Origin of the sequence: Delftia sp. DS1230 (assembly GCF_040112715.1) — a bacterium.
In the GTDB taxonomy this organism is placed as follows: domain Bacteria; phylum Pseudomonadota; class Gammaproteobacteria; order Burkholderiales; family Burkholderiaceae_C; genus Comamonas; species Comamonas tsuruhatensis.
Map to the genome: position 1 here is coordinate 2,055,935 of NZ_CP157763.1, position 20,751 is coordinate 2,076,685.

Annotated in this window: 14 protein-coding genes; 10 read left to right on the forward strand and 4 right to left on the reverse strand. The window is 69.5% G+C overall.

Annotation, left to right across the window (positions count from 1 at the left end; translation table 11 throughout):
* Nucleotides 1-5: 5 nt before the first annotated feature.
* Entirely contained in the window at nt 6-2,756 is a 2,751-nt protein-coding gene (locus tag AAN986_RS09205; protein WP_047218403.1) for a LuxR C-terminal-related transcriptional regulator, read from the forward strand.
* Between the two features lie 12 nt (nt 2,757-2,768).
* Here the strand turns inward: AAN986_RS09205 and AAN986_RS09210 are convergent, their stop codons facing one another.
* Nucleotides 2,769-3,227 (reverse strand): GNAT family N-acetyltransferase, encoded by a 459-nt coding sequence (locus AAN986_RS09210; RefSeq protein WP_047218404.1) that lies wholly within the window; start codon nt 3,225-3,227, stop codon nt 2,769-2,771.
* A gap of 128 nt (nt 3,228-3,355) precedes the next feature.
* On the opposite strand from AAN986_RS09210, the gene AAN986_RS09215 reads away from it, so the two are divergent.
* Nucleotides 3,356-5,698 carry an FdhF/YdeP family oxidoreductase gene (locus AAN986_RS09215; RefSeq protein WP_047218405.1) on the forward strand — a complete coding sequence of 781 codons (2,343 nt, stop codon included), beginning with the start codon at nt 3,356-3,358 and terminating at the stop codon, nt 5,696-5,698.
* A gap of 10 nt (nt 5,699-5,708) precedes the next feature.
* On the forward strand, nt 5,709-5,990 hold the full coding sequence (locus AAN986_RS09220; protein WP_012206611.1) for a hypothetical protein: 282 nt from the start codon (nt 5,709-5,711) through the stop codon (nt 5,988-5,990).
* Here AAN986_RS09220 and AAN986_RS09225 read toward each other — a convergent pair.
* Nucleotides 5,954-7,960, reverse strand: a complete 2,007-nt coding sequence (locus AAN986_RS09225; RefSeq protein ID WP_016451402.1) for a U32 family peptidase — start codon at nt 7,958-7,960, stop codon at nt 5,954-5,956. The two genes, AAN986_RS09220 and AAN986_RS09225, sit on opposite strands and share 37 nt — an antisense overlap.
* A gap of 464 nt (nt 7,961-8,424) precedes the next feature.
* On the opposite strand from AAN986_RS09225, the gene AAN986_RS09230 reads away from it, so the two are divergent.
* The 4 genes from AAN986_RS09230 to AAN986_RS09245 all read left to right on the forward strand — a co-directional run bounded on the left by AAN986_RS09230 (nt 8,425) and on the right by AAN986_RS09245 (nt 13,112).
* Nucleotides 8,425-9,684: a branched-chain amino acid ABC transporter substrate-binding protein gene (locus AAN986_RS09230; protein ID WP_047218406.1), complete on the forward strand. Its 1,260-nt coding sequence runs from the start codon at nt 8,425-8,427 to the stop codon at nt 9,682-9,684.
* 12 nt (nt 9,685-9,696) lie between these two features.
* Nucleotides 9,697-11,064 (forward strand): tRNA adenosine(34) deaminase TadA, encoded by a 1,368-nt coding sequence (gene tadA / locus AAN986_RS09235; protein ID WP_277422858.1) that lies wholly within the window; start codon nt 9,697-9,699, stop codon nt 11,062-11,064.
* Between the two features lie 286 nt (nt 11,065-11,350).
* Nucleotides 11,351-12,343 carry an LD-carboxypeptidase gene (locus AAN986_RS09240; protein ID WP_034399682.1) on the forward strand — a complete coding sequence of 331 codons (993 nt, stop codon included), beginning with the start codon at nt 11,351-11,353 and terminating at the stop codon, nt 12,341-12,343.
* Nucleotides 12,344-12,362: 19 nt separating this feature from the next.
* Complete coding sequence (locus tag AAN986_RS09245) at nt 12,363-13,112, forward strand: sterol desaturase family protein (protein WP_016449226.1); 750 nt, start codon at nt 12,363-12,365, stop codon at nt 13,110-13,112.
* Nucleotides 13,113-13,265: 153 nt separating this feature from the next.
* Here the strand turns inward: AAN986_RS09245 and AAN986_RS09250 are convergent, their stop codons facing one another.
* Entirely contained in the window at nt 13,266-13,646 is a 381-nt protein-coding gene (locus AAN986_RS09250; RefSeq protein WP_016451406.1) for a hypothetical protein, read from the reverse strand.
* A 186-nt stretch (nt 13,647-13,832) separates the two neighbouring features.
* On the opposite strand from AAN986_RS09250, the gene AAN986_RS09255 reads away from it, so the two are divergent.
* Nucleotides 13,833-16,367: a penicillin acylase family protein gene (locus AAN986_RS09255; RefSeq protein WP_047218407.1), complete on the forward strand. Its 2,535-nt coding sequence runs from the start codon at nt 13,833-13,835 to the stop codon at nt 16,365-16,367.
* A 45-nt stretch (nt 16,368-16,412) separates the two neighbouring features.
* Here the strand turns inward: AAN986_RS09255 and AAN986_RS09260 are convergent, their stop codons facing one another.
* Nucleotides 16,413-17,390, reverse strand: a complete 978-nt coding sequence (locus AAN986_RS09260; protein WP_047218408.1) for an alpha/beta hydrolase — start codon at nt 17,388-17,390, stop codon at nt 16,413-16,415.
* A gap of 209 nt (nt 17,391-17,599) precedes the next feature.
* Between AAN986_RS09260 and AAN986_RS09265 the strand changes: the two genes are divergently transcribed.
* The gene (locus AAN986_RS09265) at nt 17,600-18,928 is read left to right on the forward strand and encodes an extracellular solute-binding protein (protein ID WP_349335612.1); all 1,329 of its coding nucleotides are present in this window, start codon (nt 17,600-17,602) and stop codon (nt 18,926-18,928) included.
* 77 nt (nt 18,929-19,005) lie between these two features.
* Entirely contained in the window at nt 19,006-20,745 is a 1,740-nt protein-coding gene (locus tag AAN986_RS09270; protein WP_016451410.1) for an iron ABC transporter permease, read from the forward strand.
* Nucleotides 20,746-20,751 lie beyond the last annotated feature (6 nt).

Consider the following 20,751-nt stretch of genomic DNA (forward strand, 5'->3'; position numbering starts at 1 on the left):
CCCGCATGCCGTCCCCAGTGCCCATTCCTGCTCCCGGTTCCGGCTATGTGCCCCAGGCCAAGCTGAGCCCGCCGCGCGCGGCCGCAGCCCAGGTGGCGCGCCTGGCGGTGGCCGCGCGCTGGCCCGAGGCGCTGCGCGCCCGCGTGGTGCTGGTGCGTGCGCCGGCCGGCTTCGGCAAGACCACGGCCATGCGCCAGATGCGCGAGCGCCTGCAGGCCGAAGGGCAGGCCACGGCCTGGCTCACGCTGGATGCCGCCGACAACGATGTCTCGCGCTTTCTGCAATGCCTGGGTGCGGCCGTGCGCGGCCTGGGCGGCATGGCCGAGCGCGAGGCGGACGGGCCGGGCGAGCTGTCCCGGGCGCTGCAGTCGCTGGCCGGCGAAGGCCGGTCGTTTGCGCTGTTCATCGACGATTTCGAGGTGCTGCACAACGATGCCGTGCTGGGCCTGGTGCGCCAGCTGATGGAGCAGTTGCCCGTGCACGGCCGGCTGGTCATAGGCTCGCGCGCGCTGCCGGCCCTGGGACTGGGGCGGCTGCGCACCAGCGGCCAGCTGCTGGAGATCGATGCGGCGCTGCTGCGCTTTTCAGCGGCCGAGGCCGAGGAGTTCTTTCGCCTGCGCGGCTGCGCGCTGCCGCGCGAGGCCGTGGCGCGCCTGGTGGACAAGACCGAAGGCTGGATAGGCGCGCTGTGGCTGGCCTCGCTGGCGCTGGAGCGGTATGGGGCGCACAGCGACTTCATCGAGCGCTTCTCGGGCTCGGAGCGTGCCGTGGCCGACTACCTGGCCGAGGACGTGCTGGCACAGCAGGCCGCGCCCGTGCGCGATTTTTTGCTGCGCACCAGCATCCTGCGCACGCTGGATGCCCAGGTCTGCCAGGCCCTGGTGCCGCGCGCCGATGGCGCCGCCATGCTGCAGGCGCTGGAGCAGGCCCATCTGTTCTTGCTGCCGCTGGCCGACGAAGGGCAGGGCAGGCGCAGCTGGCGCTACCACAGCATGTTTGCCGACTTCCTTCGCGCCCAGCTGCAGCGCGAGCGCCCCGGCGAGGTGCAGCGCCTGCATCTGGCGGCCAGCGGCTGGTACGAATCCTGCGGCCGGCCCGTGCCCGCCATCGAGCATGCGCTGGAAGGCGGCGACCTGCCGCATGCCCTGTCCCTGCTGGCGCGCCATGCCGAGGCGCTGATGGAGCAGGGCCGCATGCGCCTGCTGTCGCGCTGGTTCACGGCCCTGCCGGCGCCGCTGCTGGCGCGCGAGCCGCTGCTGCAGGCCGTGGCCGCCTATGCCGACTGCTTCACCCGCGGTCCCGTGCAGGCACAGCTGTGGCTGGATGCGCTGGAGCCCGGCATGGCCGCCGACCCTGCCGCGCAGGCCCTGGTCATCGCCCTGCGGCCGCTGCTGCTGGCCATGATGGACCGCGTGGAAGAGGCTGCACCACTGGGCCGCGAGGCGCTGGCGCGCCTGCCCAGCTGCCGGCCCTTTGCGGACAGCTCGCTGACCAATGCCATGGCCTACGTGGCATCGGTGCTGGGCGATACCGACGAGGCCCGCCGCCTGCTGGATGCGGCACGCAGCACCCAGGCCGGCAGCCTGTTCAGCCGCATGTACACCGAGGCCATGGAAGGCGTGCTGGACCTGTCCGCCGGCCGGCTGCGCCAGGCGGCAGCGCGTTTCAGGGTGGCGCTGGCTGCCACGCCGCGCAGCGCGGCCTACAACCCCACCAACGGCAATGCCTGGGCAGGCGTCCTGTACGCGGGGGTGCTCTACGAGGGCAATGACATCGACGGCGCCGATCACCTGCTGCAGGTCTACCTGCCGCTGGCACGCGATGTGGGCCTGCCCGACCACGTGATCGCCAGCTACCGCATGCGCGCGCGCATCGCCTTCCTGCGCGGCGACGTGGATGCCGCCGTGGGCCTGCTCACCGAACTGGAATACCTGGGGCACGAGCGCCAGCTGCCGCGCGTGACGGCCAGCGCGCGGCTGGAACATGCGCGCATCTTCGTGCTGCAGGGCAACCGGGCGGCCGCGTCCGAGGCGCTGGAGCGTGCCGACGACCCTGGCGTATGGCCGCGCGTGGAACGCCTGCGCCTGCCGCCGCACGAGGTGGAGGACATCGCCATCGCCCGGCTGCGCTGGGGGCTGCACTTTGGCGACTGCCGTGACGTGCGCGATGCCATCGCCCCCTTGCTGGCCGATGCGCAACTGCGCGGGCGCCGCCACCGCAGCCTCAAGCTGCAGGTGCTGTGCGCGCTGGCCGAGGCGGGCTGCGGCGACTTGGACGCCGCCGCCGCCATGCTGGCCCAGCCGCTGCGCCACGGGGCCAGCGAAGGCTTTGTGCGCCTGATGCTCGATGAGGGGCCGCTGCTCGCGCCCGTGCTGCAGCGCGTGCTGTCTCCTTCACTGTCGCCCTCACTGTCGCGCCGCACGGAACCGGCGGAGCCGGAGGCTGCCGCCCATGCGCAGCGGCTGCTGTCTGCCCTGGGCGAGCCTGCCGAGCCCGCCGATCCCCCCGAGCTGCAGGCAGCGGATGCGCCCCAGGGCCCGGCGCCGGCCACGGCGCTTGCCGAGCCCCTGACCCGCAAGGAGCTGCGCGTGCTGGAATTGCTGGCCTCGGGCTACTCCAATGCGGCCATGGCCGAGAAGCTCTTCGTCTCCGACAGCACGGTGCGCACCCACCTGCGCAGCATCAACCTCAAGCTGGGCGCGCGCAGCCGCACCCAGGCCGTGGCGCTGGCGCGGGAGCTGCGGGTTCTGCGCTAGGCCGCTGGCGGCTCAAGCCTGCAGATGGCGCGCATAGGTCAGGAACACTTCGTCACGCACCCAGCCCAGCGACTCGTACAGCGCCTGGGCGCGCAGGTTGTTGCGGGCCGTGGTCAGGTCCATGCGTGCATGGCCCGTGGCGCGGGCATGGGCTTCGGCCGCCAGCAGCAGGGCGCGGCCCACGCCCAGGCGGCGCGCCTCGGGCACCACGAAGAGGTCGTAGAGCACGTAGATGGGCGCGGCCAGCACCGAGCAGAACGAGGGGTAGAGCTGGCAAAAGCCCAGGGCGCTGCCGTCCGGTCGGCGGGCCAGCAGGATCACGGATTCGCCGCGCTCCAGCCGCGCCGTGATGAAGGCCAGCGCCGCGTCGGCATCCGCAGGTTGCTCGTAGAACTGGCGGTAGGCATCGAACAGCGGCGCGATCAGCGCGGCGTCTTCGGGGATGGCGGTGTGTATGGCTGTGGAGTTCATCTGTGGTCCGGGGCGGAGGTTGCCAGCATGGCGCAGGGCAAGGATGCCGTGCTCATATCTTTGCTGAATCTCTCCATTTGGAGATGTGATTTGACCTGGATCATGGACAGGCGGAACACTCCCGGCCCATGTCCGAACAAAAGATCGAGTTCTACAAGGGCGCCGCTGGCGGCTGGGGCGCATTGCGCAGCGTGAGCCAGGCCCTGATGCGCCAGGATATCGCCGTCAAGGGCGCCAAGACGCTGCTGTCGGCCAACCAGCCCGACGGCTTCGACTGCCCGGGCTGCGCCTGGCCCGACCGCAACCACCATTCCACCTTCGAGTTCTGCGAGAACGGCGCCAAGGCCGTGGCGGCCGAGGCCACGGCGCGCCGCGTGACGCCCGAATTCTTTGCCCGGCACATGGTGGCCGAGCTCATGGCGCAAAGCGATTTCTGGCTGGAAGACCAGGGCCGGCTCACCGAGCCCATGGTGTACGACGCGGCCAGCGACCGCTACCGGCCCATCGCCTGGGACGACGCCTTTGCACTGATTGCCCGCCACCTGAACGCGCTGCCCGACCCGAACCAGGCCATCTTCTACACCTCGGGCCGCGCCAGCAACGAGGCGGCCTTCCTGTACCAGCTGTTCGTGCGCGCCTACGGCACGAACAATTTCCCCGACTGCTCCAACATGTGCCACGAGCCCAGCGGCAGCGGCATGAAGCCGCAGATCGGCGTGGGCAAGGGCACGGTGCAGCTGGCCGATTTCGAGCAGGCCGATGCCATCTTCATCTTCGGCCAGAACCCCGGCACCAACCACCCGCGCATGCTGGGCGAGCTGCGCGCAGCCCACAAACGCGGCGCGCGCATCCTGAGCTTCAACCCGCTGCGCGAGCGCGGGCTGGAGCGCTTCCAGGACCCGCAAAGCAAGCTGGAGATGGCCACCCTGGGCGCCACGCCCATCAGCACGCACTACTTCCAGCTGCGCGTGGGCGGCGACATCGCGGCCGTCAAGGGCATCATGAAGCATGTGATCGCGCAGGACGATGCACTGGGGCACGGGTGCGGCGGCGTGCTGGACCATGCCTTCATCGCCGAACACACGACCGGCTTCGAGGCCCTGGCCGAGGACCTGCGGGCCGAGGACTGGGGCCTGCTGGAGGCCGAGTCCGGCCTGAGCCGCGCGCAGATGCAGACGGCGGCCGAGGTCTACATCGCCGCCCGCAGCACCATCGTCTGCTGGGGCATGGGCATCACGCAGCACATGCATTCGGTGGCCGCCGTGCAGATGCTGGTCAACCTGCTGCTGCTGCGCGGCAACATCGGCCGCCCGGGTGCGGGCGCCTGTCCGGTGCGCGGCCACAGCAATGTGCAGGGCGACCGCAGCATGGGCATCTGGGAAAAGCCGCCGGCCGCGCTGCTGGACCGGCTGCAGCAGGTCTTCGGCTTCGAGCCGCCGCGTGCCCACGGCGTGGACGTGGTCGAGTCCATCCGCCTCATGCTCGAGGGCAGGGGCAAGGTCTTCTTCGCGCTGGGCGGCAACTTCGCGGCGGCCACGCCCGACACGCATGCCACCTGGCAGGCGCTGCGCCGCTGCGACCTGACCGTGCATGTGACCACCAAGCTCAACCGCAGCCACCTGGTGCACGGCCGCGAGGCGCTGATCCTGCCCTGCCTGGGCCGCACCGAGATCGACATGCAGGCCACCGGGCCGCAGGGCGTGACGGTGGAGGACTCCATGGGCATGGTCCATATCTCCAGCGGCATCAACCCGCCTGCGTCCGAGCACCTGCTCAGCGAGATCGCCATCGTCGCGCGCCTGGCGGCCGCCACGCTGGGCGCGCAGCGGCCCGTGCCCTGGCTGGAGCTGGCTGGCGACTATGCACGCATACGCGAGCTGATCGAGCAGGTCTTCGACGACTTCCACGACTTCAACGCGCGCGTGGCCGTGCCGGGCGGCTTCAAGCTGCGCAATGCGGCAAGCGAGCGCATCTGGGAGACGCCCCGGGGCAAGGCCGGCTTCTTCGTGCACGCCGTGCCGCGCGACACGCCCGTGCACCGCGCACGCGCCGCGCGCAGCCCCGGCGCATCGCCGGTGTTCACGCTGTTCACCACGCGCTCGCACGACCAGTACAACACCACCATCTACGGCATGGACGACCGCTACCGCGGCGTCTTCGGCCAGCGCCGCGTGGTCTTCATCCATGCCGAGGACATCCGCGCCCTGGGCATGAAGAATGGCGACTGGGTGGACCTGCAGACGGTGTGGGATGACGGCCAGCAGCGCAGCGCCGAGCGCTTCAGGCTCGTGGCCTACGACATTCCGCGCGGCTGCATCGCTGCCTACTATCCCGAGACCAATCCGCTGGTGCCGCTGTCGGCCACGGCCATCGTGGCGGGCACGCCCAGCTCCAAGTCCATTCCCGTGCAGCTGGTGGCGCACCGGCTGCCTGCCGTGCCGTCTCCCGCGCTGGAAGAAATGGCGGCCTGAAGTGCAAGGCATGGAAGAACTGGCCGCCGCCATCCTGCGCGAATTGGCCACCGAGCCCGCACCCATGTCCCTGCCCAGGCTGGGCAAGCGACTGGGGCAGGGCGCCAGCGTGCTCATGCGCTGCCTGGCGCTGATGGGCGATGCACCCATTGCCGGCACACCGGGGCCGGGCTGGGTCAGGCTGGAGCAGGAAGAGGGGCGGTGGCTGGCGGCCCTGACGGAGCGCGGGCGCTTGTGGGTGGAGGCCGAGGCCTGTCAGGCGCTGGCCGAGGGCACGGGCCGCGTGCGGTAGAACTGCATCGGAAACTCCTGCATTTCCTTGGCGTGCTGGTTGATCACCGCGCGCTTCATCTTGCCCACCACGTGCATCTCGCAGGGCTTGCAGTCGAAGCGCAGCGTGAGTTTTTCCTTGCCGTTGATCAGCTGCAGCGGCTCGGCCTTGATCGTGCCCTTGACGCCGATGACGCCCTTGGCCTGCTTGGGGCACAGGCTCATGGAAAAGCGCACGCAATGCTTGGTGATCATCAGGCTGACTTCGCCTTCTTCTTCCTTGCTCTCGTAGGCCGCGTCGATGACCTTGACGCCGTGCTTGATGTAGAAATCGTGCGCCTTCTGGTTGTAGACGTTGGCCAGGTAGGTCAGCGTGTCCTCGGGGAAGGGCACGGGCGGCTCCACGGGCAGGGCGCGCGGCAGGCGCACGAAGCCGGCCTGGCGTGCGGCCTCCAGCGCGGCGACGGCGTCGCGGCGCAGCTGGTTCAGGGCCGAGGCCGGCACGAACCAGGGCTGGCTCAGCTGCAGGCCGATGTCATGCACGGAAAAAATGGTGGCGCCGAAGCGGCCCAGCTGCTCGCGCAGCGTGGCCTCGGCACGTGCTGCGTCGGTGGCGGCCTGGTGTTCCTGCACGATGGCGGCGGTGGCGGTGAAGCCGTCCTCGTCGGTCAGCGTGAGCGCAAAGCCGTCGGGCGTTTCCTTGAGTTCGGCCCACAGGCCGATGCGGCGGTCGCTGGACTTCTTGTCCAGCGTGCGCACCCAGGCCATGTCGCGGTTGCGGTTGACTTCCAGGCCCTTGCGCAGATCCTTGAAGCCGGCGATGGGGTCCTTGGGGAACAGGCGCCACAGCGACTTCTTCGCATCCACCGACTCGGCGCGGTTGATCTGCAGGCCCACCAGTTCCTTTTGCAGGTCGTAGTAGCACAGGCCGTCGCCGTTGTGCAGTTCGGTGTCGCGGCTCGAGGTCTCGATCTCCACGAAGTTCTCGCCCACCTTGGTGACCCAGCCGATGGCGCGGCCCGGTGTCTTGGGCGTGTCGAAGGCGCCGATGTCGTCCTTGCGGCCGTTGACGAAGTAGTCGGTGAACTCGCGGTTGAAGTTCTGGTCGGGGTCGGGCGTGAAGCTGAACGTGGTGCTGCCTGAAGACGAGCGCGCCAGCGGCGTGTCGGAGAATTCGCGCTCCTCGATGATTTCGTCCAGCAGCTTGCGGTAGTGGGCCGTGATGTTCTTCACGTAGCCCATGTCCTTGTAGCGGCCCTCGATCTTGAAGCTGCGCACGCCGGCGTCGATCAGGGCGCGCAGGTTGTCGCTCTGGTTGTTGTCCTTCATGGACAGCACGTGCTTTTCGTGGGCAATGATGCGGCCGCTGGCGTCCAGCACCTCGTAGGGCAGGCGGCAGGCCTGGTTGCAGTCGCCGCGGTTGGCGCTGCGGCCCGTGTGGGCGTGGGTGATGTAGCACTGGCCCGAGTAGGCCACGCACAGCGCGCCGTGCACGAAGAATTCGATGGTGGTGCGCGCCGGGTCGGTGGCCGCACGCACGGCGGCGATCTGCTGCAGGTCCAGCTCGCGCGCAACGACGATCTGCGACAGGCCGGCATCCTGCAGGAAGCGGGCCTTCTCGGGGGTGCGGATGTCGGTCTGGGTGCTGGCGTGCAGCTGGATGGGCGGCAGGTCCAGCTCCAGCAGGCCCATGTCCTGGATGATCAGCGCGTCGGCACCGGCCTCGTAGATCTGCCAGGCCATCTTGCGCGCGGCCTCCAGTTCATCGTCGCGCAGGATGGTGTTGAGCGTGATGAAGATGCGGCTGCCGAAGCGGTGCGCGTGGTTGATCAGGCGCTGCAGGTCGCGGATGTCGTTGCCCGCCGTGGCGCGCGCGCCGAAGGCCGGGCCGCCGATGTAGACGGCGTCGGCGCCATGGTTCACGGCCTCGATGCCGATGTCGGCATCGCGCGCGGGAGACAGGAGTTCGAGCTGGTGGGGCAGGAGGGACATGGGGCTTTGTGGTGTTCTGTGTTCGTACCCGCACCGGCGTGGGGGCCGGGCGTCGGGCGCAATGCGGGGGAAACTGGCCCCCACGCTACCCTTGCTGCGCAAGGTCCGCTGCCCCCCAAGGGGGCCGCTTTTTGTCTTGGGGCGGCCCGGCGACGAAAACCTCGCAGCCCGCTTGCGGTGAGGCGCAGCATTATCGCCGCAGCCCCGAAAAAACGCGCGCCAGGGGGTATGCGCCCGATGCCCGGACGCGCAGCGCCGGTTTTTGCCTATCCTTTAGGATGCGCACTGCACGGGCCGGGCCGCCATGCCGGACACCCTGGCCCGTGCCTGCTCCGCCCTCTGCCTGGTGCGCTTTCGCTGCGCCAGTCCTTGACCGGCCGGGCAGCGCCAGATGGCCACGCCGCAGCGGATTTCGCTGGCCAAGGCGCCGTTTCACTGATTGACCGTTTTTTCCAGGAGTTGCCATGCACGCCTCGATTCGCCATTTCCCGTGGGCCGGCCCGGCCCTGCTGTGCGCCATGCTGGGCAGCGGCGGCCTGGCCTGGGCGCTGCCGGGAAGCGGCCCGGCCAACGGGCAGGCGGCAGGGGCTTCCGCTGCGGCGGCTGCACCCGGTACGGCCGCTGCACCCGCTGCGCCCGCTGCACCGGGTTCAGCCGATGCGCCCCTGGTGGTGCGCATTGCCCATGCCGGGCCGGTGTCCGGCCCCATTGCCAGCCTGGGCAAGGATGAGGAAAACGGCGTGCGCATGGCCCTGGACGATCTCAATGCCAAGGGCCTGGAGATCGGCGGGCGCAAGCTGCACTGGAAGCTGGAGGCCGGCGACGACGGCGGCGACCCCGGCCAGGCCGTGGCCCTGGCCCGGCGCCTGTGCGACAAGAAGGTGGCGGCCGTGGTCGGCCACCTGCAGTCGGGCACCACGCTGCCGGCCACGTCCATCTATCAGGACTGCGGCATCGTCATGGTCACGCCTGCGGCCAGCAACCCGGCCATCACCCAGTCGGGCTATGACACCACGTACCGCGTGATCGCCGACGACCGCGCCATGGTCGATGCGCTGGTGTCCCACGCCGTGGGCAAGCTGGGCGTCAAGCGCGTGGCCATCATCGATGACCGCTCGGCCTACGGCCAGGGCATCGTGGCGCTGTTCGAGGCCCAGGCGCGCGAGCAGGGCATCGAGATCGTGGACAAGCAGTACACCGGCGACAAGTCCACGGACTTCGTCCCCATCCTCACGGCCATCAAGGGCAAGAAGCCCGACGCCATCTTCTTCGGCGGCCTGGATGCCCAGGCCGGCCCCATGCTCAGGCAGATGGCCCAACTGGCCATGGACAAGGTGCGCTTTCTGGGCGGCGACGGCCAGTGCACGCTGCGCCTGCCCGAGCTGGCCGGCAACGCGGCGCCGCTGCGCAACGTGACCTGCGCCGTCGGCGGCAGCCCGCTGGAGCGCATGCCGGGCGGCGCTGCCTGGAAGCAGCGCTATGACCAGCGCTTTGCCGACCAGTACCAGGTCTTCAGCCCCTACGCCTACGATGCCACCATGGTGCTGGCCCAGGCCATGGTGCGGGCCGACTCCATCCGGCCCGATGCCTATATCCCCTATCTGCGCCAGACCCGGTATGAGGGCGTGACGGCGCCGATTGCCTTCACGCCCCAGGGCGAGCTGCAGGCGCCGGTGGTCACGCTGTACCACTACGCGCAGGGCGTGCGCAAGGCGCTGCCCTGACGCGCTGACAACGTGGCTGCCGAACACCCTTTCTTGCCGCAGGCCGACGACGAGGCCTGGATGCGCGCCGCCCTGGAGCTGGCACGCGCCGCTGCCGGGGCTGGCGAGGTGCCCGTGGGCGCCGTCATCGTCAAGGACGGCGCCATCATCGGCCGGGGCCGCAACGCGCCCGTGGCCCACGGCGATCCCACGGCCCATGCCGAGGTGCTGGCGCTGCGCGACGCGGCCGCGCGCCTGGGCAACTACCGGCTGGACGATTGCACGCTCTACGTGACCCTGGAGCCCTGCACCATGTGCAGCGGCGCCATGCTGCATGCGCGCCTGGGCCGCGTGGTCTATGGCGCGGCCGAGCCGCGCACGGGCGCGGCCGGATCGGTGCTGGACGTGTTTGCGCTGCCGCAGATCAACCACCACACGCAGGTGACGCGCGGCGTGCTGGCCGGCGAATGCGCGGCCCTGATGTCGGACTTCTTTCGCACGCGCCGCGCCGAGCAGCGCGCGGCCCAGCCGCATCCGCTCAAGGACACGGCGCTGCGCCATGCGGATTCCACCTTTGGCGGCTTTGCCCAGCCGCAGTGGCGCAGCGACCTTCCGGCGCTGGCAGGCCTGCGCCTGGCCGTGCGTGACGAAGGCCCGCGCGATGCACCACTGACCTGGCTGTGCCTGCACGGCAGCCCCTCATGGGGCCAGCTGTTCCAGCCCATGCTGCCCGGCTGGCTCCAGGCCGGCCATCGCGTGGTGGTCCCCGACCTGCCGGGCTTTGGCCGCAGCGACCAGCCCAAGAAGGAGAAGGCGCACAGCGCGGCCTGGCATGTGCAAGTGCTGCGCGAGCTGGTGCTGGCGCTGGACCTGCGGAGCATCGTGCTGGTCGGCCATGACGATGGCGCGCGCCTGGGTCTGGCCGTGGCGCAGGCCGAGCCCGCCCGTTTTTGCGGCGCCTGGCTCATGAATGCCTGGCCCGCAGGCCCGGCGCCCGATGCCTGCGTGCAATGGTTTGCGCAGGCGGCGCGCAAGCCGTCATGGCCCGTGGGCCGCGCCATGCACGAGGTGGGTGGGGAGGCCGGCGCACAGCCGCAGGCCTGGAACCTGCCGTTTTCCCAACCCGGCCACCGCGCCGCGCTGCAGGCCTGGCCCCGCGTGCAGGCCGAAATGCCGGCCCTGCCGATGGCGTTGCTGGCGCAGTGGAGCCAACAGCAGCGCCTGTGGGTGCAGGGCGGCGAGCACGATGCGCTGATGCCTGCGCCCGCATGGCGCCAGGCCTGGCTGCAGGCGCTGCCACAGCTGCCGCCAGCGCAACTGCGCCTATCCCCGTGCGGCCATTGGGTTCCCCTGTGCCCTGCCGGCATGGTGGCCGACGCTGTGGAATACTTCCGCCCGTAGGCCTGCGCCGCCGGCCCCTTGCCGGGGCTGCGCGGCGCCAGGTCCCCGTCTTCACTCCCCTTGCAATATGGAGCATGCCGGCCAGGGCCGGCATGGAACCACCTTGGCCACTTCGCGCAGTTCCCGCACCCCCCGCAAAACGGCAGCCGCTACCGCTACCGTTTCAGCCCCCGTTTCTGCTCCCGCAGAACACTCGCACGAGCATGTGCATTCAGCCGACGGCCAGTGCTGCGTGCATGGCCACGGGCGTGCCGATGACCATGGGGATGCCCACGACCACAAGCATGTGCACGCCGCCGACGGCAGCTGCTGCGGCCACGCGCATGACCAGGGGCCGCGCCACATCTACATCTACTCGCCCGCCGGCGCCGTGCGCGACAAGGCCGGTTTCAAGCGGGCCGTGCGCCGCCTGGAGGCCATGGGCCACCAGGTGGAGATCGATGCCGATGCGCTGAGCAGCCACCAGCGCTTTGCCGGCGACGACGCCACGCGCCTGGCGGCCATCGACCGTGCGGCGGCCAGCGGTGCCGACCTTGCGCTGCCCACGCGCGGCGGCTACGGCCTCACGCGCATCCTGCCGGGCATCAAGTACAAGGCCGTGGCCAAGGCCATCGCAGGCGGCACGCGTTTCGTGGGCCTGAGCGACTTCACGGCGCTGTCGCTGGCCCTGCTGGCCAGGACCGGCGCCACCACCTGGGCCGGCCCGCTGCTGGTGCACGACTTCGGCCGCCCCGATGCCGAGGGCGGCGTGGACGACATCATGCTGGACTGCTTCAACGACCTGCTCAGCGGCCAGGGCGAGGGCGCGGGCTGGCAGATGCCGAAGATCGGCCTGCGCGAAGACGGCAAGCCTGCCGTCAAGGACTTCTACATCAGCGGCGGCGCCACGCTGTGGGGCGGCAACCTGGCCGTGCTGGTGTCCCTGCTGGGCACGCCGTACTTCCCGCAGATCAAGGGCGGCATCCTGTTCCTGGAAGACGTGGGCGAGCATCCCTACCGCGTGGAGCGCATGCTGACCCAGCTGCTGCATGCGGGCGTGCTGGCCCAGCAAAAGGCCATCGTGTTCGGCCAGTTCAGCGAGTTCAAGCTCAGCTCGCATGACAAGGGCTTCAAGCTGCAGACCGTGATCGACTGGCTGCGCAGCCAGGTCAAGTGCCCCGTGCTGCAGGGCCTGCCCTACGGCCATGTGCCGACCAAGGTGATGCTGCCCGTGGGCGCGCCCGTGTCGCTGTCGGTCGAAGGGCGCGATGCGCTGATCTACTGGGGCCACGTGCACTGAGCGGCAAGGAGCAGACGGCATGCTGCAGATGTGGGAGTTCGCGGCCTACCCGCTGCTGGCGCTGATGTTCGTCGGCATCTTCACGCGCGAGGTGATCGCGCCGGCCTCGCGCAACCATTGCGACCGGCGCTGGCTGATCCTGTCCACGCTGTTGGGCCTGGGCACGCTGGCCACCACCTTGGCGGTAGGCCATCTGTTCTCGGACGGCATCCGCCGCCATGCGCTGCTGGACGTGGGCCGGCAATGGCCGGCCTGGGCCGTGGGCGCACTGAGCTTTGTGCTCACCAGCTTTGTCTTTTACTGGTGGCACCGCGCCACGCACCGGTCGGACACGCTGTGGCGCCTGTTCCACCAGCTGCACCACAGCGCGCCGCGCGTGGAGGCGCTCACGGCGTTTTTCGCCCATCCCATGGACACGGCCGCCGCCGTGCTGCTGAGCGCGCTCTCCAGCTACTGGGTGCTGGGGGCCAGCCCGCTGGCTGCCGCCTTCGCCATCGGCCTCACGGGGGCGTTCGACCTGTTCCTGCATGCCGACATCCGCACGCCGCGCTGGCTGGGATACATCGTGCAGCGGCCCGAGATGCACACCGTGCACCACCAGTACGGCCACCATGCGCAGAACTACGGCCTGCCCGTCTGGGACCTGCTGTTCGGCACCTGGGCCAATCCGGCCGAGCGGGTGGAGCGCCTGGGCTTTGATGCCGACAAGGCCGAGCGCGTGACCGACATGCTGCGCTGGCAAGACGTGCACAAGCAGAACTCCCCCTGAGGCGCTGCGCGCCTTTCCCCTCTCGCTTCGCGGGGGGGGGGGACGACAGCCTCGCTGCGGGGCGGCGCGGCCGGCGTAGGCCCTTGCTCGCTGTCCCTTGTTCTTGGCCGCGCCAGATTTTTGAGGCTCTGTCCGGTGGCGGGGGGCTGACTGCTATTCGAGATACCGGCCGTTTTCCTTGCGGCGGGCGCGCATGCCGGTGCGCAGGAAGAGCACGGTGCCGCCTTGCTCGGCCAGCGGCACGCGCGTGTCGCCGGACAGGTGGGCGTCCAGGCGCTGGGGCAGGTTCTCCAGCAGGGAGCGGATGGCGGACAGGTCGGTGTCGGCCGCTTCGGGGTGGTCGCGCACGAAGCCTTCAAGGTAGGCGCGGGCATCGGCCTGCAGCTGCTCGCGCGTGGTGGCCAGCGAGACGTAGCTGACGCCGGCCTGGCCCGGCGCCTCGGTTCCCAGCAGGTAGCAGCCTATGTAGTCACCACGGGGCTGGCCCACGGGCGGGTCCTGGCTGAGCTTCTTCAAGAGGCTGAAAGGCCACATTCCTGGTACTTCCTGTTTCTGTCTGGCGCCCTGCATCCAACTGCGCAGGGCGGGCGCTGATTGTCGCCTGAAGGCGGGGCCAGACTTGCTGACGATTCGTCGTGAGCAATGTGAGCAATGGACCAGTTCATATGCTACAAACTGCAACGCTACGATATGAAAAAAAAGCAGGGGGAAGGGAGAAGAATGGGAATCATGCGAATCCTGAACTCGCGATGGTGGAGCGTGGGCGCCGTGGCGTTGGTCGGCTCGGCCTTGCTGGCCGGCAGCGCGGTGGCCATCTATGCCGTGCGCGTGCAGCCGGTGCTCGACGGACAGCTCACGCTGGCCGGCCTGGAGCAGCCCGTGCGCGTGCGGCGCGACGAGGCCGACATCACCCACATCAGCGCCTTCACGCCGCAGGACCTGTGGCGCGCGCTGGGCCATGTGCATGCGCAGGAGCGCGGCTGGCAGCTGGAGTTCAACCGCCGCCTGATGCACGGCACGCTGTCCGAGATCCTCGGGCCGGCCACGCTGGATACCGACAAGCTCATGCGTGCGCTGGACATACGCGGCGCGGCGCGGCGCCAGTACGCATCCCTGCCCGCCAACGCGCGCGAGGCGCTGCAGGCCTACAGCGAGGGCATCGCGGCCTTCTATGCGGCCCTGCCCATGCGCCAGCATCCGCAGGTGCCCGAATTCATGCTGCTGGGCACCACGCCGGGCGGAGGCGACAGCTCGGCCTGGGCGCCCGAGGACAGCGTGGGCTGGGCGCTGATGATGGCGCTGGACCTGGGCGGCAACTGGGGCAACGAGTTCGCGCGGCTGGCCGCGCTCTCGCAACTGGACACACAGCAGCTGTGGCAGCTGATGCCGCCCTATCCGGGCGAGGCGCCGGCCACCGCCACCGATCTGGCCGCGCTTTACCGGGGGCTGGGCGTGTACCGCCAGGAGGCACAGGCGGCGTCTGCGCCCAAGGTGGCTGCCGCCGGCGAGGCGAGCGATGCCTGGGCCCGCTGGTCCCGCGACATGGTGCGCGATGCGGGCACCAACGACGGCAAGGGCAGCAACAACTGGGTGCTGTCGGGTAGCCGCACGGTCAGCGGCAAGCCGCTGCTGGCCAACGATCCCCATCTGGGCCTGAGCGCGCCCGCCATCTGGTACTACGCGCGCCTGCAGTCGCCCGCCGGCCATGCGCAGGACGGCACGCCGCTGGCGCCCATCGATGTGGTGGGGGCCACCCTGCCGGGCCTGCCCTTCGTGGTGCTGGGGCGCACGCGCGAGGTGGCCTGGGGCTTTACCAACACCAATCCCGATGTGCAGGATCTGTACCTGGAGCAGATCGATCCAGGCAACCCGGGCCGCTACCGCACGCCGGACGGCTGGGCGCCTTTCACCGAGCGCAGCGAGCGCATCAGGGTCAAGGGCCGGGCCGATGTGCAGCTCACGCTGCGCAGCACGCGCCACGGTCCCGTGATCAGCGATGTGCAGCCCCAGTACGAGGCCGTGCTCGACAAGCGCCGCTACGCCGTGGCCCTGCGCTGGGCGGCGCTGGACACCGACAACCTCACCGTGCAGGCCGGCCTGCGCGCCAACGAGGCGCGCAGCGTGGCCCAGCTGTTCGAGGCCTTTGCCGACTACCACTCGCCCATGCAGAGCATCGTCGCGGCCGATGTCCATGGCGACATCGGTTTCAAGGCCGCAGGCCGGGTGCCGCTGCGCGCGGCCGACAACGACCTGCGCGGCGTGGCGCCCGCGCCGGGCTGGGAGGCACGCTACGACTGGCAGGGCTGGCTGCCCTACGACCAGGCCCCGCAGGACGATGGAACGGCGCAGGGCTATCTGGCCACAGCCAACCAGCGCATCACGCGCGAGGGCTATGCCCACTTCCTCACCCAGGACTGGAGCCTGCCGTACCGGCACCAGCGCATCACCGAACTCATCGATGCGAAGGACAGGCACGACGTGGTCAGCATGGCCTCCATCCAGAACGATCAGACCTCGCTGGCCGCCCGCGCCCTGCTGCCGCAAATGCTCAAGGCCCTGGACGAAGCGCCGGCCACCCATCCGCTGGCCCCGCAGGCGCGCCGGGTGATGGCGCAGTTCGACGGCCGCATGGACGCTGCGCAGGCCGCGCCGCTGATCTTTGCCGCCTGGGTGGACGAACTGACGCGCGGCCTGGTGATCCCGCGCATTGGCGCACAGACCTTTGCGGCCACCTATGGCAAGCGCGACTACCGCGCAGGCATCGAAGGCATGCTGGAACGCCGCGACGGCTGGTGGTGCGCGGCTGCAGGCTGCAGTGCCCAGGTCAGCCAGGCGCTGGACCGGGCGCTGGTGCGCCTGCAGTCCATGCAGGGCAGCGACCTGGGCCGCTGGCGCTGGGGTACGGCGCATGCGGCCCTGAGCAGCCATCGGCCGCTGGGCAGCGTGGGGCTGCTGGCAGGCATCTTCAATGTCAGCGTGCCTTCGGGCGGTGACAGCTACACCGTCAACGTGGGACAGTACCTGCCCGGTGATGCCAGGGCGCCGTTCGCCAACCGCCATGCGGCATCGCTGCGCGCCATCTACGACCTGGCCGAGCCCGAGCGCTCGCTGTTCATCTACCAGACCGGACAAAGCGGCGTGGCCCTGTCCAGCCGCTATGCGGACATGTCTGCCGAATGGGCCGACGGCCGCTACCGGCCGCTGCAGATGGCGCCCGCGCGCTGGCGCCATTCCATGATGCTGCGGCCGCAGTAGGTTGCAGTAGGTTGCATTAGGCTGCAGTAGCGGCGCGCGCAGGACTCAGGTGCTGAGGAATTGCTCGATCAGCCCGGCCACGTCCGCCGGCTGGTCGTGGTGCAGCATATGGCCGGCGTCCTGGACCACGGCCGTGCGGCAGACGGCAATCTGCCCGATGCGCTCGTGGTACTCGGCCAGCGTGTAGCGGTCCTTCCACCACATGCCCAGGCTGTCGTCGCTGGCCTCGACGGCCAGTACCGGCGCCGTGATGGCACGGTACAGGGCCAGGATTTCTTCCACGCGGAACAGCTGCGCGCTGATGAGCTTGTGCGCCGTGTCGCCCAGGATTTCCCAGCGGCCCTGCGCATTGGGCGCCGCCCAGTGGTGGGCCAGCCACAGCGCCTTGTCCCCGGGCAGGCGGCGGTTGGTCTTCATCAGCCTGCGCGCCACGTCCTGCACGCTGTCGTAGCTCTTGAGCTCCATGCCGCCGCTGCGCAGCTGGCGCAGCTCGTCCATCCACTGCGCATAGCGTGCGGGCGCCTGGTCGGGCCGGGTGGCCGGCATGCCGAAACCCTCCAGATTGACCAGCCGGCGTATGCGCGCAGGCCGCGCGCCCGCATACATCATGGACACGTTGCCGCCCATGCTGTGGCCCACCAGGTCCACGGGCATATCGCCCACCAGGGTGTCCAGCAGATGGTCCAGGTCGCCCAGGTAGTCGGCAAAGTCATGCCGGTCGGCAGGCCAGGCCGGCCGGCTCAGGCCGAAGCCGCGCCAGTCCGGCGCAATGATGCGGCGCCCCGCCATGAAGGCCTCGCCAAAGGCATCGACCACGAACTGGTAGGAGGCCGCCACATCCATCCAGCCGTGCACCAGCACCAGCGGCGCCAGCGCGGGATCGCCATCCACGGGCCCCCACTCGCGCACGTGGTACTCCATGGTGCGCACCGGCACCATGCGCGAGCGCCAGGGGCGGCTGGCAACGTAGATGGGCGCTTCTTCAGCGGCCGGGGCGGAGAGGGAAGAGGAGGCTTGCAGCATCCCGCCGATTATTCCGGTTTGCTGCTGTGCAGCAGTCAGGGGCGGGACAGCGGTTGCGCGGGATTTCCCTGTGGCGGCAGACCCGCAGGTAGTAACCCGAGCGCCGCCGCCGCTGATGCACGGCATCAGAAACAATGATTGGCCGTTAGGGCCGGCGCTGCCTACAGTGGGTTGCAGATCGACCGCACAACAACCCGAAGGAGACAGCAATGCAGCAACGCAGATGGCTGACGGCCGCCATGGCCGCAGGATTGTGGGGCGCCGCCATGGCGGCGCAGGCCGGCACGGTGACGGTGCTGACCTCGTTTCCCAAGGAGCTGACCACGGCCTACCAGAAGGCCTTCGAGGCGGCCAATCCGGGGATCAAGATCGAGATCCTGAACAAGAACACCACGGCCGCCGTGGCCTATGTGCGCGAGCTGCCCGAGGGCCAGCGGCCCGACATCATGTGGGCCAGCGCCCCTGATGCCTTCGAGGTGCTGGCGCGCAACAAGCTGCTGACCGCCGCGCCCGAGGCGCGCAATCCGGCCGCGCCCGCCAAGATCGGCAACTACCCGCTCAACGACCCGCAGGGCCTGTACTACGGCCAGGCGCTGGCCGGCTACGGAATCATGTGGAACACGCGCTACCTGAAGGCGCACAAGCTGGCGGCGCCCAAGGAGTGGAGCGATCTGACGCGGCCCGAGTACTTCGGCCACATCGCCATCTCCTCGCCCTCGCGCTCGGGCACCACGCAGCTGACGGTGGAGACCATCCTGCAGGGCGAGGGCTGGGACAAGGGCTGGCGCCAGCTGCTGTCCATGATGGGCAATGCCGCTGCCGTGACCGACCGCAGCTTTGCCGTGCCCGATGGCGTGAACAACGGCCAGTACGGCATAGGCATCGTGATCGATTTCTTCGGGCTGGCGGGCAAGTACTCGGGCTTCCCGGTGGACTTCGCCTACCCGGCGATGACGGCCGTGGTGCCGGCCAACATCGCGCTGATCGCGGGCGCCAAGAATGCCGATGAGGCCCGCAAGTTCATGGCCTTCACCATGTCGGTGCCGGGCCAGCAGCTGCTGTTCGACCCCAAGATCAGCCGCCTGCCCATCCTGCCCTACAGCCAGCTCAAGGCGCCGGCCGGCTACCCCGTGCCGCAGGAGGTGGCGCAGCGCGCCAAGGTGCAGTTCGATGCCAACCTGTCCGAGTCGCGCTATGCCGTGGTGATCAGCCTGTTCGACCAGATGGTGACCTTCCGCCTCAAGGAGCTGCAGGCGGCCACGCGCGCCATCCAGGAGGCGCACAAGGCCCTGCAGGCCAAGCCCAATGCCAAGGGGCAGGAGCTGCTGGCGCAGGCGCGCGACATCGCCTACTCGCCGCTGGTGGGCGAAGCCAATGTGAAGGACGAGCAGTTCCTGGAGCTGTTCCGCAAGAGCCGGCGCGATGTGGCCGTGTCCAAGGAGCTGACGGGCCTGGAGCAGATGTGGGCCGACAAGGCGCGTGCCAACTACGAGCGCGCAGGCAAGCTGGCCGCCGAGGCGCGCGGCCTGGCCCGGTAAGTGGCGGGCGCAGGGGCCCGGCACCGGGCGCCTGCATGCACTCCCCTTGACAGTCTCTTTCGCTGCGGAGCATTCGCATGAGCATCGATTCCATGGCGGCGCCCGGCGCCGCCCCCCTTGCTGCGCGCGCACGGCGCATTCCGTCGGGCTGGGGGCCGTGGCTGGCCTTCGCGCTGATCCTGGCCTTTTTGCTGGCCTTTCTCATCGTGCCCGTGGGCATGGTGGTCTACACCGCCTTCATCAATGAAGGCGGCGGGCTCACGCTGGGGCACTTCGGCAATTTCTTCGGCCAGACCGTCTTCCGCGAGTCGTTCTTCAACAGCCTGGGCGTGTCCCTGGCCAGCGTGTTCTTCGCCAGCCTGATCGCCGTGCCGCTGGCCTACCTGACGGTGCGCTTCGAGTTCCGGGGCGCGCTGCTGATACAGACGCTGGGCGTGCTGCCGCTGATCATGCCGCCCTTCGTGGGGGCGGTGGCGCTGCAGCTGATCTTCGGGCGCAGCGGCTCGGTCAACCTGCTGCTGGACGACTGGTTCGGCTTCACCGTGCCCATCATGGAGGGGCTGACGGGCGTGATCTTCGTGGAGAGCATCCACTACTTCCCGTTCATCCTGCTCAACCTCGTGGCGGCCATGCGCAATATCGACGGGGCCATGGAGGAGTCGGCGCTGAACCTGGGCTCGCGCGGCTTCCGGCTGTTCCGGCGCGTGATCTTTCCGCTGGCCATGCCCGGCTACCTGGCGGGCGCGGCCCTGGTGTTCGTCAAGGTGTTCGACGACCTGGGCACGCCGCTGGTGATGGGCGTGACCAATATGCTGGCGCCCCAGGCCTATCTGCGCATCACCTCGGTGGGGCTCGATGATCCGCTGGGCTATGTGATCAGCGTGATCATGATCGCGTTCTCCATCGTCGCCCTGTGGCTGGCCGCGCGGGTGATGAAGGGCAAGGACTACGCCACGCTGCAAAAGGGTGGCAGCGCGCTGCAAAAGCGCCGGCTGTCAGCCTGGGAGGCGCTGCTGGCCTATGGCTGGATCGCCCTGGTGCTGCTGGTGGTGCTGGCGCCGCACATCGGCATCTTGCTGATGTCGTTCTCCAAGGTCTGGAGCTTCTCGGTGCTGCCCGACAGCTACACGCTGGAGCACTACGCCACGGTGTTCACCGACTCGGGCTACATGATCGGCAACACGCTGCTGTACTGCCTGATGGCGGCGGGCATCGACGTGGTGATCGGCACCGCCATCGCCTACCTGATCCTGCGCACCCGGTTGCCTGCCCGGCAGTGGCTGGACTACCTGGCCTCGGTGGCGCTGGCGATTCCGGGGCTGGTGCTGGCCATCGGCTACCTGCGGCTGTTCAAGGGCGTGAACCTGCCCTTCACCGATACGCCCATCGTCACGACCTGGGTGCTGATCATGCTGGCCTATGCGGTGCGGCGGCTGCCGTATGCGCTGCGCTCGTGCATGGCGGCGCTGCAGCAGGTGCACATCTCGCTGGAGGAGGCCGCGCAAAGCCTGGGCGCGGGCCGCACCAGCGTGATACGGCGCGTGATGGTGCCGCTGATGGCCGGCGGCATCCTGGCCGGCTTCGTCACCAGCTTCATCACGGCGGCGGTGGAGCTGTCGGCCACCATCATGCTGGCCTCGGCCCAGAGCCAGGCGCCCATGAGCTACGGCATCTACCTGTACATGCAAAGCATCTCGGGGCGCGGGCCCGGTGCGGCATTGGGCGTGCTGGCCGTGGTCGTGGTCGGCCTGGGCACGTATTTCTCGCACCGCTTCGTGGAGCGCTCGCGCGCCACCGTGCAATCGACTTCGGAGTGAAACGCC